Genomic DNA, 17,693 nt, shown 5'->3' with positions numbered 1-17,693 from the left:
GTAAGAGAAGAAGACTTAAATAAATAAGAAGCTGTGCTCAGGCACAGCTTTTTTTATTGTTGTAAGAAACCTTTAGATTTCACAAAAACATCTACATCTTCTCTTGATTTCTCTTTTAACATACCTACCACTTGATCTGACCATAGATCACTTCTTTTACCATTCGTTCTATCCGCATAATATTGACTAATCAATTCGTCATAAGCCTCATATTGTTCATAATCAAATGCTTGATAGCCATTTTCATGATAAATGGTTTCAAATGGTAAACGTGCCTTCTGACTGCCTTTATCTGTTGGGATACCTACAACTAAACCGAATAAAGGTACAACAAATTCAGGTAATTCTAGTATTTCAGCAACTTGTTGAATATCATTTCTTAAACTTCCAATAAAACAAATGCCTAAACCCATACTTTCTGCAGCAATACTCATATTTTGAGCAGCAAGTGCCGCATCAACTGTTCCTACAATAAAGCTTTCTGTATTGCCTAAATTTTGTGCAATATTTTTACCGTTTCTTTTTGCAAGTTGCTCATGTTTATGAAAATCAATCACAAATACAAACAAATGACCATTTTCTTCAACATAATTTTGACCACTAATGTCACGTAAAGCACGTTTCTTAGCTGGATCAGTCACACCAATAATACTATAACTTTGTAAAAAACTACTCGTAGAAGCCATTTGTGCCGCTTCTACTAACCATTGAACTGTTTCTTTAGATAAAGTTGTTGTTTCGAATTTTCGAATTGAACGATGTTGATGTAATAACTTTAATACATCTTCCATATTATCACCTACTGTAATCCAGGATAATTTTGTTGGCGTAATGCTTCATAAATTAAAATTGCTGCTGTATTTGATAAGTTTAATGATCGAACATTTTCATTCATCGGTATACGAAGTGCAGTATCCATGTACTTTTCTTTTACCCAATCAGGTAATCCAGTTGTTTCTTTACCGAAAATGAAATAATGTTTCTCATTTGTATCACTGTAATCAAACGTAGTATGTGGCTTTTTACCGAACTTCGTTAATAAGTAGTACTTGCCGCCTGCAGTCTTTTCAAAAAATTCTTCAATACTATCATAATATGTGATGTTTACGAATTTCCAATAATCTAACCCTGCACGACGTAACATTTTATCGTCTGTTGAAAACCCTAATGGTCGTATTAAGTGCAAGTGCGTATCAGTAGCAGCACAACTTCTTGCGATATTCCCTGTATTTGCTGGTATTTCTGGTTGATATAAAACAACATTAATTGATGACATTTAATTTACCTCTAATCCTTTTAATATTTCTTCTTTGACTAATTCATCTGATTCTATTTCGTATCGATTCATTAAAAACCCTTTTTCAGCATCACCCATAATTTGTCCAATTGCCCAATATGCCGTTGCTTTGATTTCAATACGCACATCATTAATTGCTACATGCTTTAAATCCTCAATCGCAGTATCATCTTTAAAATGCGCAAGTGCTAAAATAGCATTTCTTTGTATTGGTTTTTTGCCACGCCAACTGCCTGCCAGATGGCCGTATGTACTTTTGAAATCTTTATTACTTATCGTTAATAAAGGTCTTAACAGTGGTTTTAATATTTCTGGCTCTAATTGAATATCGTCTTGTAACACATTAATACCTTTATTTTTAGGACAAACTTGCTGACAAGTATCACAACCATATAAACGATTCCCTATTTTATAACGATATTCATCAGCAATCATGCCTTTTGTTTGTGTTAAAAAGCTAATGCACTTTTTAGAATCTAATTGTCCATTACCAACAAGTGCACCAGTTGGGCATTTATCAATACAAATCGTACAGTCATAACAACTGTCCACAACTGGTGTATCAGGTTCAAATGGAAGATTAACAAGCATTTCTCCTAAATAAGTCCATGTGCCTAAATTTTCATTTAAAACAAAACCATTCTTTGCACTATAGCCAAGACCCGCACGTTCAGCGACACTACGATCACTCAGTACACCAGTATCCACCATCGATAAACATTCTGCTTCTGGCACGCGTTCTTTAATGAAGGCTTCTAGTAAATTTAAACGATTTCTAAGCAAGGAATGGTAATCAATCCCCCATGATGCTCTTGCAAATATGCCACGACGAGCACCGCGTTTAGAAGCAGGTGCGTCCTTTAATTTATTCGGATAACCAACCGCAATAGCGATAATACTTTGCGCGTTTGGCATCGAAAGCTTAGGGTCAATTCTAGCTTCAATATCATCGGGTTCAAACCCAGATTGATAGTTATTTGCATAATATGCTTCTAATATTGGTCTTAAATCTTCAAAAGGTTCAGCTGTTGTAAAACCAATGGCACTAATACCAATCGTTTTACTATAATTGATGATTTCCTGTTTTAAATTTTCGATACGATCACCTCAAAAATAATTACAGTATATTTTAACATAAAAAATGGACTGGGACACGATATCCCAATCCATTATTATAGTACTTTTGATAAGAACGCTTTCGCACGTTCATTTTGTGGATTTGTAAATAATTGTTCTGGCGTTGCATCTTCTTGTACAATACCATGGTCCATGAAAATCACACGGTCTGCAACTTCTCTAGCAAAACCCATTTCATGTGTTACAACAACCATTGTCATGCCTTCTTTAGCAAGTGTCTTCATAACTTCCAACACATCACCAACTACTTCTGGGTCAAGAGCTGACGTTGGTTCATCAAATAACATTACATCGGGTTCCATCGCAAGGGCTCTAGCGATTGCGACACGTTGTTTTTGTCCACCTGATAACTGTGATGGATAGTGTGTTGCACGGTCTTTTAATCCTACTTTTTCAAGTAATGCGTAAGCTTTCACTTCTAAATCCGCTTTCGTTCCTTTTTTAAGCAGTTGTGGTGTTAACATTAAATTTTCTATCACCGTTTTATGTGGGAACAAATTAAAACTTTGGAATACCATCCCCATTTTTTGGCGAAGCTTATTAATATCTGTGCCTTTTGCTGTTAAAGGCACACCTTCAAAAATGATTTCACCACTTGTTGGAGATTCTAATAAGTTTAAACATCTTAATAATGTGGATTTACCACTACCAGAAGGACCAATGATGGCTACTACTTCTCCTTCTTTAACTTCTAAATCAATCCCTTTTAAAACTTCTACTTTACCAAATTGTTTATGTAAATTTTTAATTTTAATCACTAACACTCATTCTCCTTTCAAAGATACCTAATATTCTTGATAGTCCAAATGTAAGGATGAAGTAAACAACAGCTACGATGAGTAATGGTGTGAAAGGATCAAAACTTGCACCTTGAACGACTTGTGCATTAAACATCAGTTCAGATACCCCAATTACTGATACAATCGAAGACTCTTTAATAACAGTAATAAATTCATTTCCTAGCGCTGGTAAGATGTTTTTAATCGCTTGTGGCATAATGACTTTATTCATTGCTTGCTTGTGTGTCATTCCTAATGAACGGGCCGCTTCCATTTGGCCTTTATCAACTGCTTTAATACCAGCACGGATAATTTCTGCGATATATGCACCACAATTGATGATTAATGCAATTGTCCCACAAATAAATGCTGATAAGTCTAAACCAAGCACTGCAGTTGTTCCAAAGTACACTAAGAATACTTGAACAAGTAAAGGTGTGCCACGAATAAATTCAATATAAATCCAAGCAATCGCTTTTAATAGTTTATTACTGCTTAATTTCATAAATGAGAATAATCCACCAAGTAACGAACCAAATACAACACCTAAAAGTGATAATAATACTGTAAATCCAACACCTTGAATGAAATATGTCCCATATTTACTGAAAAAGCTACCATCTTCAAACATTAATGTATTCGCTTTTTTCTTATAATCTTTAATTAAATCTTTTTCTTTTACTTCTTTAATAGAACTATTTAATGCATTTAATAATTTAGGTGAATCCTTTGGTAATGCAATGGCTGTACCTTTTGAAGCATTCGCAAATTCTAATTTGGAGAATGCTAAGTTCGTGTTTTTAGATAAATATGCTTCACCTACTGGCCCTTCTAAGATAAGACCATCAATTTTTCCAGTATTTAATGCCATAATAATTTCAGGTACACGTGTTAATGAAGTCACGTTGGCATTTGGTAATTCAGTTTTTGCCAATTCTTCTTGAGTGGTTTGCTTTTGTACACCAATAGATTTACCATCAAAGTCTTTTGCTGTTTGCAATTTCTTTTGATCTTTCTTTTGAATAATCATGCGTTGAGTCACTTGCATGTATGTGTCAGTAAAATCTACTTCCTTTTTACGTTCAGGTGTCGGTGACATACCTGAAATAATCACATCGATTTTTCCAGTTTTCATTGCACCTAATAAACTATCAAAACTCATATTAACAATTTTTAATTCTACACCTAAGTCTTTGGCAATCTTTTTCGCAAGCTCAATATCAATGCCGACATATTCCCTTTTACCATTCACCGTTTGTTCAAATTCATACGGTGCATAATCCGCAGATAAACCAACACGTAGTTCACCACGTTTTTTAATGAGCTCCATTTGATCATCTTTTGCAAAAGTTACATTTTGAAACATGCATAAAAACAATGTCATCGCGATGAATATTTTAATTAATTTTCTAATCTTCAATACAACCACTCCTTTTGATATTTGTTAATTATACATATTTACGTATCTTTATGCAATATGATTTTTAAAATTTTCTTAATTCATTTGTTTTCAAATTATTTCATACAAAAACATGCAAAAAAGCTCAAATTCTTTTTGAGAATTTGAGCTTTTATTTTTATTATAAAACTTTTGATAAGAACGCTTTTGCACGTTCGTTTTGTGGATTTGTAAATAATTGTTCTGGTGGTGCATCTTCTTGTACAATACCATGGTCCATGAAAATCACACGGTCTGCAACTTCTCTAGCAAAACCCATTTCATGTGTTACAACAACCATTGTCATGCCTTCTTTAGCAAGTGTCTTCATAACTTCCAACACATCACCAACTACTTCTGGGTCAAGAGCTGACGTTGGTTCATCAAATAACATTACATCGGGTTCCATTGCAAGTGCTCGCGCAATCGCCACACGTTGTTTTTGACCACCTGACAATTGAGAAGGATAGTTATTTGCACGATCATTTAATCCTACTTTCTCTAGTAACGCCATACCTTTTGCTTCTAGATCAGCTCTCGAGCCCTTTTTAAGTAATAATGGTGTAAGTATTAAATTTTCAAGTGCTGTTTTATGTGGGAATAAGTTAAAGCTTTGGAATACCATCCCCATTTTTTGACGAAGTTTATTAATATCTGTACCTTTAGCTGTTAAAGGCACGCCTTCAAAAATAATTTCACCACTTGTTGGTGTTTCAAGCAAATTCAAACATCTCAGTAACGTAGATTTACCACTACCTGATGGGCCGATGATAGCTACCACTTCACCTTCTTTAACTTCTAAATCAATTCCTTTTAAGACTTCTACTTTCCCGAAATATTTATGTAAATCATTAATTTTAATCACTAACACTCATTCTCCTTTCGATGAAGCTCATCACTCGAGATAAAATAAACGTTAAAACAAAGTAAGTAATTGCCGCGATTAACAATGGCGTGAATGGATCAAAGCTCGCACCTTGTACAACTTGTGCATTAAACATCAATTCTGAAACCCCGATAACAGATACAATTGAAGACTCTTTAATGACAGTAATAAATTCATTACCTAATGCCGGTAAAATCTTTTTAATGGCTTGAGGCATAATGACTTTATTCATTGCTTGTGCATGGTTTAAACCTAATGAACGCGCTGCTTCCATTTGACCTTTATCAACGGCTTTAATACCTGCACGTATGATTTCAGCAATATATGCACCGCAATTTAAAATTAATGCAATTGTACCGCAAATAAATGCTGATAAATCTAAACCTAATACTGCTGTAGTACCAAAGTATACTAAGAATACTTGAACAAGTAATGGCGTACCACGAATGAACTCAATGTATACCCATGCAATTGCTTTTAAAATTTTACTTGAACTTAACTTTAAGAATGCAAAAATACCACCGATTAATGACCCAAATACTACTCCAATAATAGAGATTAATATTGTCGCACCAATACCTTGAATAAAGAATGAGCCATACTTACTTAAAAATGTCCCATCATCAAACATTTGTTTATGCGCTTTTTTCTCATATTGCTTAATTAAACCTTTATCTTGCGCATCTTTGATTGATTTATTAATCGCATCTAATAACTTCGGAGAATCTTTAGGAATTGCGATTGCTGTTGTTTTCTTAGAATCATTAAACTCTACATCAGCAAATGTTAAACTTGGATTTTGAGTTAAATATGCTTCCCCAACAATACTATCAATGACTGCCGCTTCAGTCTTACCTGTATTCACACTCATGATAACTTCTGGTGTGCGTGTTAAAGACGTTAATACAGCGTCTGGCATTTCTTTTTGTGCCAATTCTTCTTGTGTTGTTTGTTTTTGTACCGATACAGGCACATCTTTAAAGTCTTTTAAACTTTTAAATTTCTTTTTATCTTTCTTTTGAATGATTACTTTTTGTGTAACTGAGAAATAGTTATTCGAGAAGTCAACTTGCTTTTCGCGTTCAGGTGTCGGTGTCATACCTGAAGCAATCATATCGATTTTTCCAGTTTTCAACGCACCTAATAAACTATCAAAACTCATGTTCACAATTTGTAATTCAACATTTTGATCTTTTGCAATTTTCTTGATTAAATCAACGTCAATACCTGCATACTGACGTTTACCATTAATCGTTCGTTCAAACTCCATCGGTGCAAAGTCTGCTGACAATCCAACCTTTAAAACCCCTCGTTTTTGGATAACATCATATTGATCTGCTTTTGCAAATACATTCGAAACTGGTAAAACACTCATTAAAACAAGCATTGCTATCACTAATTTTAGCCATTTTAACATTTTCAATTTTTTTACCTCCCCTTTACCTAAACATAATTATAATGACGTATGTATAAATAAACAATACAAAATATTCTAAAAATTTAGAAAGTTGTATTTACATATAAAAAAAGAAGTAGCAAGCGCTACTTCCCTATGGAATCATTAAATATTAAATTTATAAATTTCTTTTTTATAAACAGGGACAAACTTTCTCATTGTACTATGTACAAGTACTGCACTTGTCAATGGAATCACTATATAACATACTAATAAAATAAGTACGTTCGTAGTAAAGTTGCCTTCCATAAATTTAAGTGCATTAATCGGTCCAACTAAACCTGTATATGAGAATCCCGCAGATGCAGGTGTACCTTGAATATTAAATGTATAAGCAGTAATCCCCATCACAATTCCATTAATTAATAAAGGTACAGCAATGATTGGATTTTTAAAGTAAACAGGCATCATCATTTTTGATGCACCAATAATTAATGCAGTGTTTGTACCTTTATCATTGACCTTCATTGATCCAACGATGAAAGTGTAAACACATGCTGTACAGCCTAAGTTGGCAGCACCACTACCTAACCCAGAAAGTCCGATAACTGTTGCAATAGCCACAACTGAAATTGGTGAAGCCATTAATAATGCATATGTGACAGCAATTAAAATACTCATTAATAATGGATTTAACGTTGTAAAATGCGCAACCATTTGACCGAGTGTTCCCGTAAATAATTTTACATATGGCAAAGTCACCATACCGATTAAACCAGGAACTAGACCCCCAATAATCGGTAAAATTACTACCGTTAAAGTACCTAAACGATGATAAAGGTAATTCACAATTAACACACTAATAATTGCAACTAACAAAATATTAATTAAATCACCAATACCAACAAACGTAAATGCCTTATCTTTAAAGACAACGGCACCTGAACCTAGTAGTGTACTTCCTGCTACAATTGATGTTTGAATACCATTAAATTTAAATTGATGGCTGATACAAACACCTACTAGTAAAGGTAAAGAAAACTGAAAAATCATTAATGCTGTAGTAAATATATTAAAAACAGGGTTAAAGGTTGCTAAGTATTTAAATACTTCACCTAGCATTGCATTCGGTACTAATGCAACCACAATCCCCATTGCCATCCCATTCAATATTTTAAAGATAAAATCTTTCAATCCATTGTTCACTTCATTATCTCCTTTAAACTCAAATTACATTAATCATATCATCTATGAGCATATATACAAGATAAACTTTGTAACTTCAAACATTTTAAATAAATGATTAAGAATATATAAATGTATATGCTTTGACTTAAATTGACCATTATTTTATGATGAAATTAATCATTACTTAGGAGGCAAAAATATGTCATCAGAAAGAAAAGATTTATTATTAGAAAAATTAATCGAGACGCGTACAATAGTCATCTCTGGCGAAATCAATTCAGAAGTGGCTGAAGAAGTTGTTAAACAATTGTTATTATTAGAATCAACTGGTGATGAGCCAATTAAATTAATCATTTCATCTCCGGGAGGACACGTTGATTCAGGTTATTTAATTCACGACATGATCAACTTTATTAAACCTGAAGTAAAAATTATTGGTGCTGGTTGGGTCGTAAGTGCTGGCGTATTAATTTATTTATCAGGTAAGAAAGAAAATCGTTACGCATTACCGAATACACGCTTTATGATTCACCAACCAAGTGGCGGTACACAAGGACAAGCTTCAAATATGGAAATCACTGCGAAAGAAATCATTCGTACACGTCAAAAGCTAAACGAATTAATCGCTCGCGAAACAGGTAAATCAGTAGAAGAAGTAGAACAACATACAGGTCGTGACTACTGGTTAAACACTCAAGAAGCTTTAGAATATGGCATTGTAAATAAAATCATTTCATCACGTGATGAGATTTAATTAATCAACGAGTATCTTTTAAGATACTCGTTTTTTCTATACAATAATAATAAAAACACATATAATAAACAAAAAAGCAAAGGAGTATATCATGAAAAAAGTACTTGTAACAGGTGGTACAGGCTATGTAGCAAGCTGGACCATCTTAAAATTACTCAAAAAAAATTATCAAGTTACAGCAACTGTAAGAACTAAAGATAAAGGTGAATTTCTTAAAGCGCTATTAGAAAATCATGATGCTAACTTCGCAAATTTCGAATATAAAATTGCAGATATCACAAGACCAGTTGCATGGAAAGCCATTTGTCATGGACAAGATGCAGTTATGCACATCGCTTCTCCATTAGGTGGAAATAATCAAAATGATCCAAAATTAATAGACACAGCCGTTAGAGGAACACTTAATGTGTTAAGAGGTGCAACACATGCAAAAGTCAAAAAAATCATTTTAACATCATCTATCGCCGCTTCATCACCTGAAAATAATTGTACTGATCAAGAAGTTGATGAAACGTATTGGACAGATCTAGACAATAAAAATTTAAACGCATATCGTAAATCTAAAATTATGGCAGAACAAACAGCTTGGGACTTTATGAAAGAATACCCTGAAATTCCGCTCACAACGATTTTGCCAGGTGCTGTTTTTGGACCAATGCTTGATAAAAAGCAAAATGGTTCAGTACTCATCATACAAAAAATATTAGAAGGACAATTACCTGCATTTAATGTAAACTTCGAAGTGGTTGATGTAAGAGATCTTGCAGATTTACACATCATTGCACTAGAAAACGAAGCAAGTAACAACAAAAGAATCAACGCATTAAATGAAAACATTATGATGAAACGCATGAATGAAATACTTCGTTATAAAATAGGCCCAGCAGGAGAAAACGTAAAAACTGTAGTCGTTCCAGATAATTTACTACTAACAATAGCAATTGGTGTCAAACCACTCAGAACATTTATACCAATGTTAAATAGACAATTCTTACATACGAATAAATTTGCAACAGAATCATTGAAATGGCAACCAAGACCCGCTGAACAAACCATCATTGATTCAGCAGAAAGCTTGATTGAATTAAAACTTATATAAAATGTAAAAGTCCCTGAATCGATTTGATTTGGGGACTTTTTGGATGACAAAAAGAGTCCGAAATGTTGTTCGGGGACATTTCATTTGCCAAAAAGAGTCCGAAATACCGTTCGGGGACATTTCTTAAAAAATATTTTCGAATACTTCTATATACAAAGGCATTTCTTCTATATGGTGTCTAGCACATGTTGCAATGCGTAATAAACAAACGACTTCAGCATAAAAAAGAAACGTATCAAAAGTCATTTCTTCATATTCTATATACAATTGGTATATACTTTTTAATGAGATTACATTTATATCATAAGGTGTTGAAAAATACATAAACAATAGTTCATATAATATTAAATTTTGCATCGGTGTTGGATCAATTACAGATATTTTGTTCTCATTCACTAGCATGTTATGATAACCAAAATCACCATGTACATATTTCGGATGCTCATTTGGTAAAGGCATTGTATCTAGCTTATCCATATAAAAAACTTCATCTATTTGTGCATAATTTACAATAGTGTCGATATCAATAAGTACATTTACTTTTAAAAATTCATGAAAGTTTGTATATAACGTATCCACATAACCAACGCGATTATCCTTTGCTAAATGATAATCTTTAAATATATAGCTTTGATTTAACACGATTTCCTTTGATTCATGTCGATCTATCATTTTCCCCACAACATATTCCATCATAAAGAATTGAAATCGCTCATCAAAATAAACCACCTTAGGAAAGTTTGAAATCGATTGATATTCATTTAAAAATAAAACTTCTTGTTCAATAACTTCAGGGTCATTAATTTTTAATATCATCTTATTCCCTTTGTCCTCAAGTAAATACACCTTACTCGATGTACCACCTGAAATTTGACCGATACTTACTTTCGTACTCACGATACCTTTATCTTGCAATGCATAAATAACACTTCTAATGTGAACCATTTCTTTAACCAACCTGTTCTTTAGTAATTTATCATCAAATATAAACAATCGTAATGCTTTACATCACTCAATATTATTAATATTATAACCCTATTACAAAGGAGATGAACAATGAACTTAATACAACGTGCCAAACAAATCAAAATTGATATACCGGCAATCTTTATTGCATTAAATAAAAAAGAAACGCCAGTATTAGCAAAAATACTCGCGCTGATTACAATTTTATATGCCTTATCCCCAATCGATTTAATACCGGACTTTATACCTGTACTTGGCTATTTAGATGATGTGATATTACTACCAGTATTCATCGCAATTACTATAAAATTAATACCCAGAGACGTATTTCAAGCATGTCAAATTGAAGCACAGAACTTATCAAGACATGATTTAAAACGTTGGTATTATGCTATCCCTATTTTAATCATTTGGATTTTAACCTTCTATTTCATTTGTAAATTCATATCAGACCTTAATTAAGTGCCTGATATGATGTATCATCAACAGCTTCTAGCCATTCAAATTCACCAGCAGTGATTGCAATATGACTAAACCAACTGTCCTCTTTTGCACCATGCCAGTGCTTCACACCATCATGTGTCACAACAACATCGCCTTCTTTAAGAGATTGTGGTGACTTACCTTCCTCTTGATACCAACCTTCACCACCAGTAACCAGTAAAATTTGATAACCATTATTATGCTTATGCCAATTATTTCTACTACCAGGTTCAAACACAACATTAGCAACCGTAACATTCACATTTTCATCTTTTACAAGTGAATTCATAAAACTATTACCAATAAAGAAATCCTTCATCATATGATCTGACTGACCCACATCAAAAATAACACCCGATTTAATCTCTTCATATTTCACCATGCTCACCACTCCTTTATTTTTACTTTACCCACAATTGATATAATCATGCTTAAAAAAGAAAACCAAATCCAAGTCGGATTTGGTTATAAGTTATTTAGAAAATGTTTAGCTTCATCTCTTGATTTAAAAATATAAACTTGTTTAAAATGATATTTTTCAATTAACTTCAATACAGCAGGCTTACTATCTACTGGATAACTTTTAACAAAATTTAAAAACGTTTCATCAATATTCTCTTCTGGTTCAATAAATGGCATATCCGTACGTTTCTTCCCTCTTCTATATAAAACACCATTAATACAAGTTTCAACATCATAATCTAAAAATATCACTGTATCACAAGCCTCAAATCTCATCTCTAATGACGAATTGTAATTACCATCAATAATCCACTTTGGCTTATCAATTATATTTTTTAGCTTTTCTAAAAATATAGATTTATCTACAGTTGTCCCATCACTTTTCCAATTTAACAAATCTAAATGGAATAATGGCAAATTTATTTTTTTCGAAAGTTCTTTGGAGAACGTACTCTTACCACTACCTGGTGATCCTATTATCATGATTTTATTCATATTTATTAAATACCTCATCAACTGAGTAAGTTTGTTTTGTCGATTGGTAATCTTCATTTGCTTCTGAAATAGAACTGATGATTTCCTTATCATTATTACTACCAAAATTCTCATCATAATTAATGATATGTGCTTCTTGTACCTTGCCTAACATTATATCTTTTAAAAGTTCTGGTTTCATATCAATATTTTTAAGTTCCTCTTGATTAACAAAGAAGAAATCAAATGTTTCATCAGGTTGATCAACGATTTTATCAAATCCTAGTTCATCTGTAATTTCTAATTGATATATAAACAATAATTCATGATACTTCTGCTTGTTATAGCTAAAAAAGTTCTCAACGATTGTTCTAAATTGTAGTCTTTCTTTTGAAACTTTAATATTCAATTCTTCTTCAATTTCACGTGCTAATGCTTTTCTTGAATCTTCGAGTAATTTAATTCTTCCACCGATTGAAGTTGCAAATTTTTCTTTTTTACCTTGATGAATTAACCATTCATCACCGCGTTTAATTAATACTGACGTTCTAATATTGAGTTTCTGTTGATCTAATAATAATGTTAAGTCCATCATAACCTCCGATTTAGTATATTAGTTTATAGTCTTTCAATTTCTTTTCTGTTAACACCTAATAAAGACAAAATTTTTCTAGTAAATGGTAACCACATTTGAATACATGTACCTAACGATAATGTAACTACGATTGTACCTATACCTACTGGTCCTCCTAATAGATAACCAATGATTAACACAATGACTTCCATTAATGTTCTCGCTGTTTTTAAGTCCATTGGTGTTCTTTCTATTAATAGCAACATAAATGTGTCTCTCGGTCCTGCTCCTAGTTCAGGTGTTATGTAGAATGCAATGCCAAATGATAGTACGAGAAAACCAATACTATAAACAATGATTTGTGGCATTAATCCAGTGATATTCGGCAATAAATAGTTGAATATATCTGTAAACGTACCGATCATTAACATATTGATATAAACACCTGTCTTTGGCCACCTACGATCAAATATGACTGTGACCAATACAATTAAGATGCCCATAATAATACTCCATAAACCAATCGTTAATCCTAATTGCTTTTGAAGACCATAATGCAGTACATCCCAACTACTTAAACCAAATTGACGTCCCCTCAACATCAATGCAATGCCTAGCCCAATTATCGCTAGCCCTGTCATAAAAAATAACCATCTCACTTTGTAATGTCCTATGTACATAAACATCCCCCTTTAATGTCTCTCATACAAACAAAATAGATAGTACTTAATATGTCTAAATATTTAAAAAATATAATTTAACATAAAAAAAGACAAGGCATAAACCTTGTCAAATATACCACCGGTCGGGGTCGAACCGACACTCCCGAAGGAACCGGATTTTGAGTCCGGCGCGTCTGCCAATTCCGCCACGGTGGCTAATAGGCAATGTAATAATTATAGAACACGGTAATTTTAGTGTCAATGCTACTTTTTACAATTTTAATGTGGTATTAATCGTTCAAATAAATACCTATTTTTATTTGAATCCAACGTCCTCTTTCTTCAACATCAATGATTTTACCAAATAATAATTTACCGGCATCCATTAATCTCGAGAAAATAATATTATCTGCTTTTGGAACATACCCAATCTTTCTGTTTTGATTATTTTTTATAACGATTGCATTTTTATCATACGTATTATCAGGTTCTCTAAAAAAGTTTAATCGGTCACCTTCGTTTAATTGAGGTGCGATCATTTCAATATCATCAATGTGCGTTGTTCCAGCAATATGTGTTTCAAACAAGAAGATATCTCTTGAAAATGGCTGTTTTAATGAAAGATTTGTATCTTTAGAATGTATAACATTTAACAAACCGTTACATACTATAGGTTTAATTTCATTCATAATATCACCTCATTAATTCATCGATTCTTTGCTCATATTGTTCAATCAGTTGTTGATGTAGTTGAATATTTGTATTCAGCTCTTGTTTACGCTGATTTATTTGTTTTTCATCTTCCAAGATAAATTTTGTATTATATGGATAATTGTCTTTTATATTCTCAATGCTTGCTTTTAATTTTTGAATCTGGTGATCTAACTTTTCATGAAGTTTAAATATCGTTTTATTATCACCAATATCACCATCTATGCTATCACCACTAATGACTGTAGCTATTAACCTTAAAGTTTCTAAATCACCATTATCATAGGCTGTCATAGCCCTATAAAATAATTCTAATTTATCGGGTGAAATATTAGGATGAATATCTGGATGAATTTTCTTTACAATAATACGATACAAGCTTTTTACTTCAACGGCTTCTTTATCCGTTAATGTTTCAGACTGATACCTTTTAATTGCATTTTGAATCCTATTCATTTCATTCATAAGCTGTTGCTGATATGATTCAAATTCTATATCTAATTGTGACTCTATTTCATGGATATTTACAACCTCTTGTCGATTTTTCTTCATTTGTATCAAATCTATTTTTCTTTTTAATCTTTGAGATTCACATTGTTTCTCAAATGCTTTATATTCTAATTCACCAAATAGCAATGAATATTGCATTTCTATATTTCTACACTGAATAAATAGCAATTCATCATGTTCAAGTATCAATGTCGAAAGTTCTGCTTTTAACTGCTTAATTGACGCTGACAGATGTTCTAAATCAGGAAACGCTATTAGATGATGTTTTGTTTTCTCAATATCCTTTTTCATATGTACACCTTCTAGGTAAAAAATAAGATTATGTAATATGTAGATTCATATCAATTTATCTTATTATACCTAAAAAAGTGCAAAAAAATAAGCTACCCAATGGTAACTAAAATGGAGCGGAAGATAGGACTTACACCTATATCTCAAATCAGGAAGATTCGTATTCTAAAAGTTGAAATACTCCCGCATTTTAAAATTTTTATGGAGCGGAAGGTAGGACTTGCACCTACAACTCGGATCAGGAAGATCCGTATTTTAGAATTAAAATACTCCCGCATGTATATGGAGGCGCCAACCGGATTTGAACCGGTGATAGAGGTTTTGCAGACCTCGGCCTTACCACTTGGCTATGGCGCCTTAAAAGCTGGGCTAGCTGGATTCGAACCAACGAGTGACGGAGTCAAAGTCCGTTGCCTTACCGCTTGGCTATAGCCCATTAATAATAAAGGGCGACTGATGGGAATCGAACCCACGAATGTCGGAACCACAATCCGATGCGTTAACCACTTCGCCACAATCGCCATGGCAGGGGCAGTAGGAATCGAACCCACACCAAAGGTTTTGGAGACCTCTATTCTACCGTTGAACTATGCCCCTATAACAATATATTAACATAACTATATGAAATTAAATGGTGGAGGGGGGCAGATTCGAACTGCCGAACCCGAAGGAGCGGATTTACAGTCCGCCGCGTTTAGCCACTTCGCTACCCCTCCAAATGAATGGTGCCGGAAAAAGGACTTGAACCCTCAACCTACTGATTACAAGTCAGTTGCTCTACCAATTGAGCTATTCCGGCATAATAGTAAATAATAAAAAGATGGCTCAGGACGGAATCGAACCGCCGACACAAGGATTTTCAATCCTTTGCTCTACCGACTGAGCTACTGAGCCATACAAATGGCGGTCCCGACGGGAATCGAACCCGCGATCTCCTGCGTGACAGGCAGGCATGTTAACCGCTACACCACGGGACCACTTTAATTGCGGGAGGCGGATTTGAACCACCGACCTTCGGGTTATGAGCCCGACGAGCTACCAGACTGCTCCATCCCGCGATAATAATAAGTATTATGTAAATTCAATTGTTGTTTGCTGAAGTAAAAAATAATGGCGGAGGAAGAGGGATTCGAACCCCCGCGAGCCGTTAAGCCCCTGTCGGTTTTCAAGACCGATCCCTTCAGCCGGACTTGGGTATTCCTCCATTATATAAAGTGGACCTTGCAGGACTCGAACCTGCGACCAAACGGTTATGAGCCGTTTGCTCTAACCAACTGAGCTAAAGGTCCTAAATCCAAAAGGTATTCACTTATTTAAAAAAAGTAGTGGCGGCAGAGGGGATCGAACCCCCGACCTCACGGGTATGAACCGTACGCTCTAGCCAGCTGAGCTACGCCGCCGAAATGATATTAAATTTATATGGTGGAGACTAGCGGGATCGAACCGCTGACCTCCTGCGTGCAAAGCAGGCGCTCTCCCAGCTGAGCTAAGCCCCCATATTTTAGCTTTAGTAAGTCGGGAAGACAGGATTCGAACCTGCGACCCCTTGGTCCCAAACCAAGTGCTCTACCAAGCTGAGCTACTTCCCGTAGCTGATAAATTATAAATGGCGCGCCCGAGAGGAGTCGAACCCCTAACCTTTTGATCCGTAGTCAAACGCTCTATCCAATTGAGCTACGGGCGCTAATGGTGCCGAGGACCGGAATCGAACCGGTACGGTAATCACTTACCGCAGGATTTTAAGTCCTGTGCGTCTGCCAGTTCCGCCACCCCGGCTTATTAAATAATAAGCTAGTAATATTAAGCTTTTCAATGGAGCGGAAGACGGGATTCGAACCCGCGACCCCAACCTTGGCAAGGTTGTATTCTACCACTGAACTACTTCCGCATAGATATGGTGCGGGTGAAGGGAGTCGAACCCCCACGCCAAAGGCGCTAGATCCTAAGTCTAGTGCGTCTGCCAATTCCGCCACACCCGCTTATATATAAATACGATTATTATTAAAATGGTGAGCCATAGAGGATTCGAACCTCTGACCCTTTGATTAAAAGTCAAATGCTCTACCAACTGAGCTAATGGCTCTGAATGGTGCCGGAAAAAGGACTTGAACCCTCAACCTACTGATTACAAGTCAGTTGCTCTACCAATTGAGCTATTCCGGCATGATATAAATGGTGGAGAATGACGGGATCGAACCGCCGACCCTCTGCTTGTAAGGCAGATGCTCTCCCAGCTGAGCTAATTCTCCATTATATATTGCCCGGCAACGTCCTACTCTCACGGGCCGTAAGACCAACTACCATCGGCGCTAAAGAGCTTAACTTCTGTGTTCGGTATGGGAACAGGTGTGACCTCTTTGCCATCGTCACCAGACAATTATTTAAAAGGTATTGTACCTTCAAAACTAGATAAGTAAGAAAACTAGGTAACCAAACATTACCGTGTAAAAAATCTTTTAAAATTGATTAAGTCTTCGATCGATTAGTATTCGTCAGCTCCATACATTACTGCACTTCCACCTCGAACCTATTAACCTCATCATCTTTGAGGGATCTTATAACCGAAGTTGGGAAATCTCATCTTGA

Annotated in this window: 18 protein-coding genes, 23 tRNA genes and 2 rRNA genes; 3 read left to right on the top strand and 40 right to left on the bottom strand. The window is 34.5% G+C overall.

Features of this window, described 5'->3' with window-relative positions:
* Positions 1-53: 53 nt before the first annotated feature.
* The 8 genes from nfsA to ER639_RS10830 all read right to left on the bottom strand — a co-directional run bounded on the left by nfsA (position 54) and on the right by ER639_RS10830 (position 8,139).
* Complete coding sequence (gene nfsA, locus ER639_RS10865; RefSeq protein ID WP_129065785.1) at positions 54-791, bottom strand: oxygen-insensitive NADPH nitroreductase; 738 nt, start codon at positions 789-791, stop codon at positions 54-56.
* Between the two features lie 8 nt (positions 792-799).
* Entirely contained in the window at positions 800-1,276 is a 477-nt protein-coding gene (trmL, locus tag ER639_RS10860; protein WP_129065784.1) for a tRNA (uridine(34)/cytosine(34)/5-carboxymethylaminomethyluridine(34)-2'-O)-methyltransferase TrmL, read from the bottom strand.
* Complete coding sequence (gene queG / locus ER639_RS10855) at positions 1,277-2,395, bottom strand: tRNA epoxyqueuosine(34) reductase QueG (protein ID WP_129065783.1); 1,119 nt, start codon at positions 2,393-2,395, stop codon at positions 1,277-1,279.
* 74 nt (positions 2,396-2,469) lie between these two features.
* Positions 2,470-3,192: an amino acid ABC transporter ATP-binding protein gene (locus tag ER639_RS10850; RefSeq protein WP_129065833.1), complete on the bottom strand. Its 723-nt coding sequence runs from the start codon at positions 3,190-3,192 to the stop codon at positions 2,470-2,472.
* On the bottom strand, positions 3,185-4,597 hold the full coding sequence (locus tag ER639_RS10845; RefSeq protein ID WP_129065832.1) for an ABC transporter substrate-binding protein/permease: 1,413 nt from the start codon (positions 4,595-4,597) through the stop codon (positions 3,185-3,187). The genes ER639_RS10850 and ER639_RS10845 overlap by 8 nt, the downstream gene beginning before the upstream one ends.
* Positions 4,598-4,793: 196 nt before the next feature.
* Entirely contained in the window at positions 4,794-5,516 is a 723-nt protein-coding gene (locus ER639_RS10840) for an amino acid ABC transporter ATP-binding protein (RefSeq protein WP_129065831.1), read from the bottom strand.
* Positions 5,509-6,954: an ABC transporter substrate-binding protein/permease gene (locus ER639_RS10835; RefSeq protein ID WP_205757716.1), complete on the bottom strand. Its 1,446-nt coding sequence runs from the start codon at positions 6,952-6,954 to the stop codon at positions 5,509-5,511. Before ER639_RS10835 ends, ER639_RS10840 begins: the two co-directional genes overlap by 8 nt.
* Positions 6,955-7,098: 144 nt before the next feature.
* Positions 7,099-8,139, bottom strand: a complete 1,041-nt coding sequence (locus tag ER639_RS10830) for a PTS sugar transporter subunit IIC (RefSeq protein ID WP_255420569.1) — start codon at positions 8,137-8,139, stop codon at positions 7,099-7,101.
* A gap of 181 nt (positions 8,140-8,320) precedes the next feature.
* Between ER639_RS10830 and ER639_RS10825 the strand changes: the two genes are divergently transcribed.
* Together ER639_RS10825 and ER639_RS10820 are read left to right on the top strand one after the other, a co-directional pair.
* The gene (locus ER639_RS10825) at positions 8,321-8,875 is read left to right on the top strand and encodes an ATP-dependent Clp protease proteolytic subunit (RefSeq protein ID WP_129065781.1); all 555 of its coding nucleotides are present in this window, start codon (positions 8,321-8,323) and stop codon (positions 8,873-8,875) included.
* A gap of 91 nt (positions 8,876-8,966) precedes the next feature.
* Complete coding sequence (locus ER639_RS10820; protein WP_129065780.1) at positions 8,967-9,974, top strand: NAD-dependent epimerase/dehydratase family protein; 1,008 nt, start codon at positions 8,967-8,969, stop codon at positions 9,972-9,974.
* A gap of 123 nt (positions 9,975-10,097) precedes the next feature.
* Here ER639_RS10820 and ER639_RS10815 read toward each other — a convergent pair whose 3' ends face one another.
* Positions 10,098-10,919, bottom strand: coding sequence for a phosphotransferase (locus ER639_RS10815; RefSeq protein ID WP_129065779.1), 822 nt, complete (start codon positions 10,917-10,919; stop codon positions 10,098-10,100).
* Between the two features lie 111 nt (positions 10,920-11,030).
* On the opposite strand from ER639_RS10815, the gene ER639_RS10810 reads away from it, so the two are divergent.
* The gene (locus ER639_RS10810) at positions 11,031-11,402 is read left to right on the top strand and encodes a YkvA family protein (RefSeq protein WP_129065778.1); all 372 of its coding nucleotides are present in this window, start codon (positions 11,031-11,033) and stop codon (positions 11,400-11,402) included.
* Here the strand turns inward: ER639_RS10810 and ER639_RS10805 are convergent.
* The 31 genes from ER639_RS10805 to ER639_RS10660 all read right to left on the bottom strand — a co-directional run.
* On the bottom strand, positions 11,395-11,805 hold the full coding sequence (locus tag ER639_RS10805; RefSeq protein WP_129065777.1) for a cupin domain-containing protein: 411 nt from the start codon (positions 11,803-11,805) through the stop codon (positions 11,395-11,397). The two genes, ER639_RS10810 and ER639_RS10805, sit on opposite strands and share 8 nt — an antisense overlap.
* An 83-nt stretch (positions 11,806-11,888) precedes the next feature.
* Complete coding sequence (locus ER639_RS10800) at positions 11,889-12,368, bottom strand: P-loop NTPase family protein (protein ID WP_205757715.1); 480 nt, start codon at positions 12,366-12,368, stop codon at positions 11,889-11,891.
* Positions 12,369-12,372: 4 nt separating this feature from the next.
* Positions 12,373-12,951, bottom strand: coding sequence for an NUDIX hydrolase (locus ER639_RS10795; protein WP_164993432.1), 579 nt, complete (start codon positions 12,949-12,951; stop codon positions 12,373-12,375).
* A gap of 26 nt (positions 12,952-12,977) precedes the next feature.
* Positions 12,978-13,613: a YczE/YyaS/YitT family protein gene (locus ER639_RS10790; protein WP_129065774.1), complete on the bottom strand. Its 636-nt coding sequence runs from the start codon at positions 13,611-13,613 to the stop codon at positions 12,978-12,980.
* A 116-nt stretch (positions 13,614-13,729) separates the two neighbouring features.
* Positions 13,730-13,811: transfer RNA gene (locus ER639_RS10785), tRNA-Leu, on the bottom strand.
* A gap of 74 nt (positions 13,812-13,885) precedes the next feature.
* On the bottom strand, positions 13,886-14,284 hold the full coding sequence (locus ER639_RS10780) for an HIRAN domain-containing protein (RefSeq protein ID WP_129065773.1): 399 nt from the start codon (positions 14,282-14,284) through the stop codon (positions 13,886-13,888).
* A gap of 4 nt (positions 14,285-14,288) precedes the next feature.
* Positions 14,289-15,107, bottom strand: a complete 819-nt coding sequence (locus ER639_RS10775; protein WP_129065772.1) for a molecular chaperone DnaJ — start codon at positions 15,105-15,107, stop codon at positions 14,289-14,291.
* A 202-nt stretch (positions 15,108-15,309) separates the two neighbouring features.
* Positions 15,310-15,383, bottom strand: a tRNA-Gly gene (locus ER639_RS12330).
* A gap of 7 nt (positions 15,384-15,390) precedes the next feature.
* Positions 15,391-15,464: transfer RNA gene (locus tag ER639_RS10770), tRNA-Cys, on the bottom strand.
* Between the two features lie 7 nt (positions 15,465-15,471).
* Positions 15,472-15,543 (bottom strand) — tRNA-Gln (locus ER639_RS10765).
* 12 nt (positions 15,544-15,555) lie between these two features.
* Positions 15,556-15,628, bottom strand: a tRNA-His gene (locus ER639_RS10760).
* Positions 15,629-15,630: 2 nt separating this feature from the next.
* Positions 15,631-15,704, bottom strand: a tRNA-Trp gene (locus ER639_RS10755).
* A 35-nt stretch (positions 15,705-15,739) separates the two neighbouring features.
* Positions 15,740-15,823, bottom strand: a tRNA-Tyr gene (locus tag ER639_RS10750).
* Positions 15,824-15,830: 7 nt separating this feature from the next.
* A tRNA-Thr gene (locus ER639_RS10745) sits at positions 15,831-15,906 on the bottom strand.
* A 22-nt stretch (positions 15,907-15,928) separates the two neighbouring features.
* Positions 15,929-16,001: transfer RNA gene (locus ER639_RS10740), tRNA-Phe, on the bottom strand.
* A 7-nt stretch (positions 16,002-16,008) separates the two neighbouring features.
* Positions 16,009-16,084, bottom strand: a tRNA-Asp gene (locus tag ER639_RS10735).
* A gap of 7 nt (positions 16,085-16,091) precedes the next feature.
* A tRNA-Met gene (locus ER639_RS10730) sits at positions 16,092-16,165 on the bottom strand.
* Positions 16,166-16,218: 53 nt separating this feature from the next.
* Positions 16,219-16,311 (bottom strand) — tRNA-Ser (locus ER639_RS10725).
* An 11-nt stretch (positions 16,312-16,322) separates the two neighbouring features.
* Positions 16,323-16,396, bottom strand: a tRNA-Ile gene (locus ER639_RS10720).
* Between the two features lie 37 nt (positions 16,397-16,433).
* Positions 16,434-16,507: transfer RNA gene (locus tag ER639_RS10715), tRNA-Met, on the bottom strand.
* A gap of 20 nt (positions 16,508-16,527) precedes the next feature.
* A tRNA-Ala gene (locus ER639_RS10710) sits at positions 16,528-16,603 on the bottom strand.
* A gap of 19 nt (positions 16,604-16,622) precedes the next feature.
* Positions 16,623-16,696: transfer RNA gene (locus ER639_RS10705), tRNA-Pro, on the bottom strand.
* 18 nt (positions 16,697-16,714) lie between these two features.
* Positions 16,715-16,791 (bottom strand) — tRNA-Arg (locus tag ER639_RS10700).
* A 3-nt stretch (positions 16,792-16,794) separates the two neighbouring features.
* A tRNA-Leu gene (locus ER639_RS10695) sits at positions 16,795-16,883 on the bottom strand.
* Positions 16,884-16,920: 37 nt separating this feature from the next.
* A tRNA-Gly gene (locus tag ER639_RS10690) sits at positions 16,921-16,995 on the bottom strand.
* 7 nt (positions 16,996-17,002) lie between these two features.
* Positions 17,003-17,086, bottom strand: a tRNA-Leu gene (locus ER639_RS10685).
* Positions 17,087-17,114: 28 nt separating this feature from the next.
* Positions 17,115-17,190, bottom strand: a tRNA-Lys gene (locus ER639_RS10680).
* A gap of 4 nt (positions 17,191-17,194) precedes the next feature.
* A tRNA-Thr gene (locus ER639_RS10675) sits at positions 17,195-17,270 on the bottom strand.
* Between the two features lie 10 nt (positions 17,271-17,280).
* Positions 17,281-17,356: transfer RNA gene (locus ER639_RS10670), tRNA-Val, on the bottom strand.
* 10 nt (positions 17,357-17,366) lie between these two features.
* Positions 17,367-17,481: ribosomal RNA gene (gene rrf, locus ER639_RS10665) — 5S ribosomal RNA — on the bottom strand.
* 88 nt (positions 17,482-17,569) lie between these two features.
* Positions 17,570-17,693 (bottom strand): 23S ribosomal RNA (locus tag ER639_RS10660); the annotation flags it as partial.

The organism is Macrococcus sp. DPC7161 (assembly GCF_004117835.1).
Classification (GTDB): Bacteria; Bacillota; Bacilli; order Staphylococcales; family Staphylococcaceae; genus SDSC01.
This window is presented reverse-complemented; position numbering and strand designations above follow the sequence as displayed.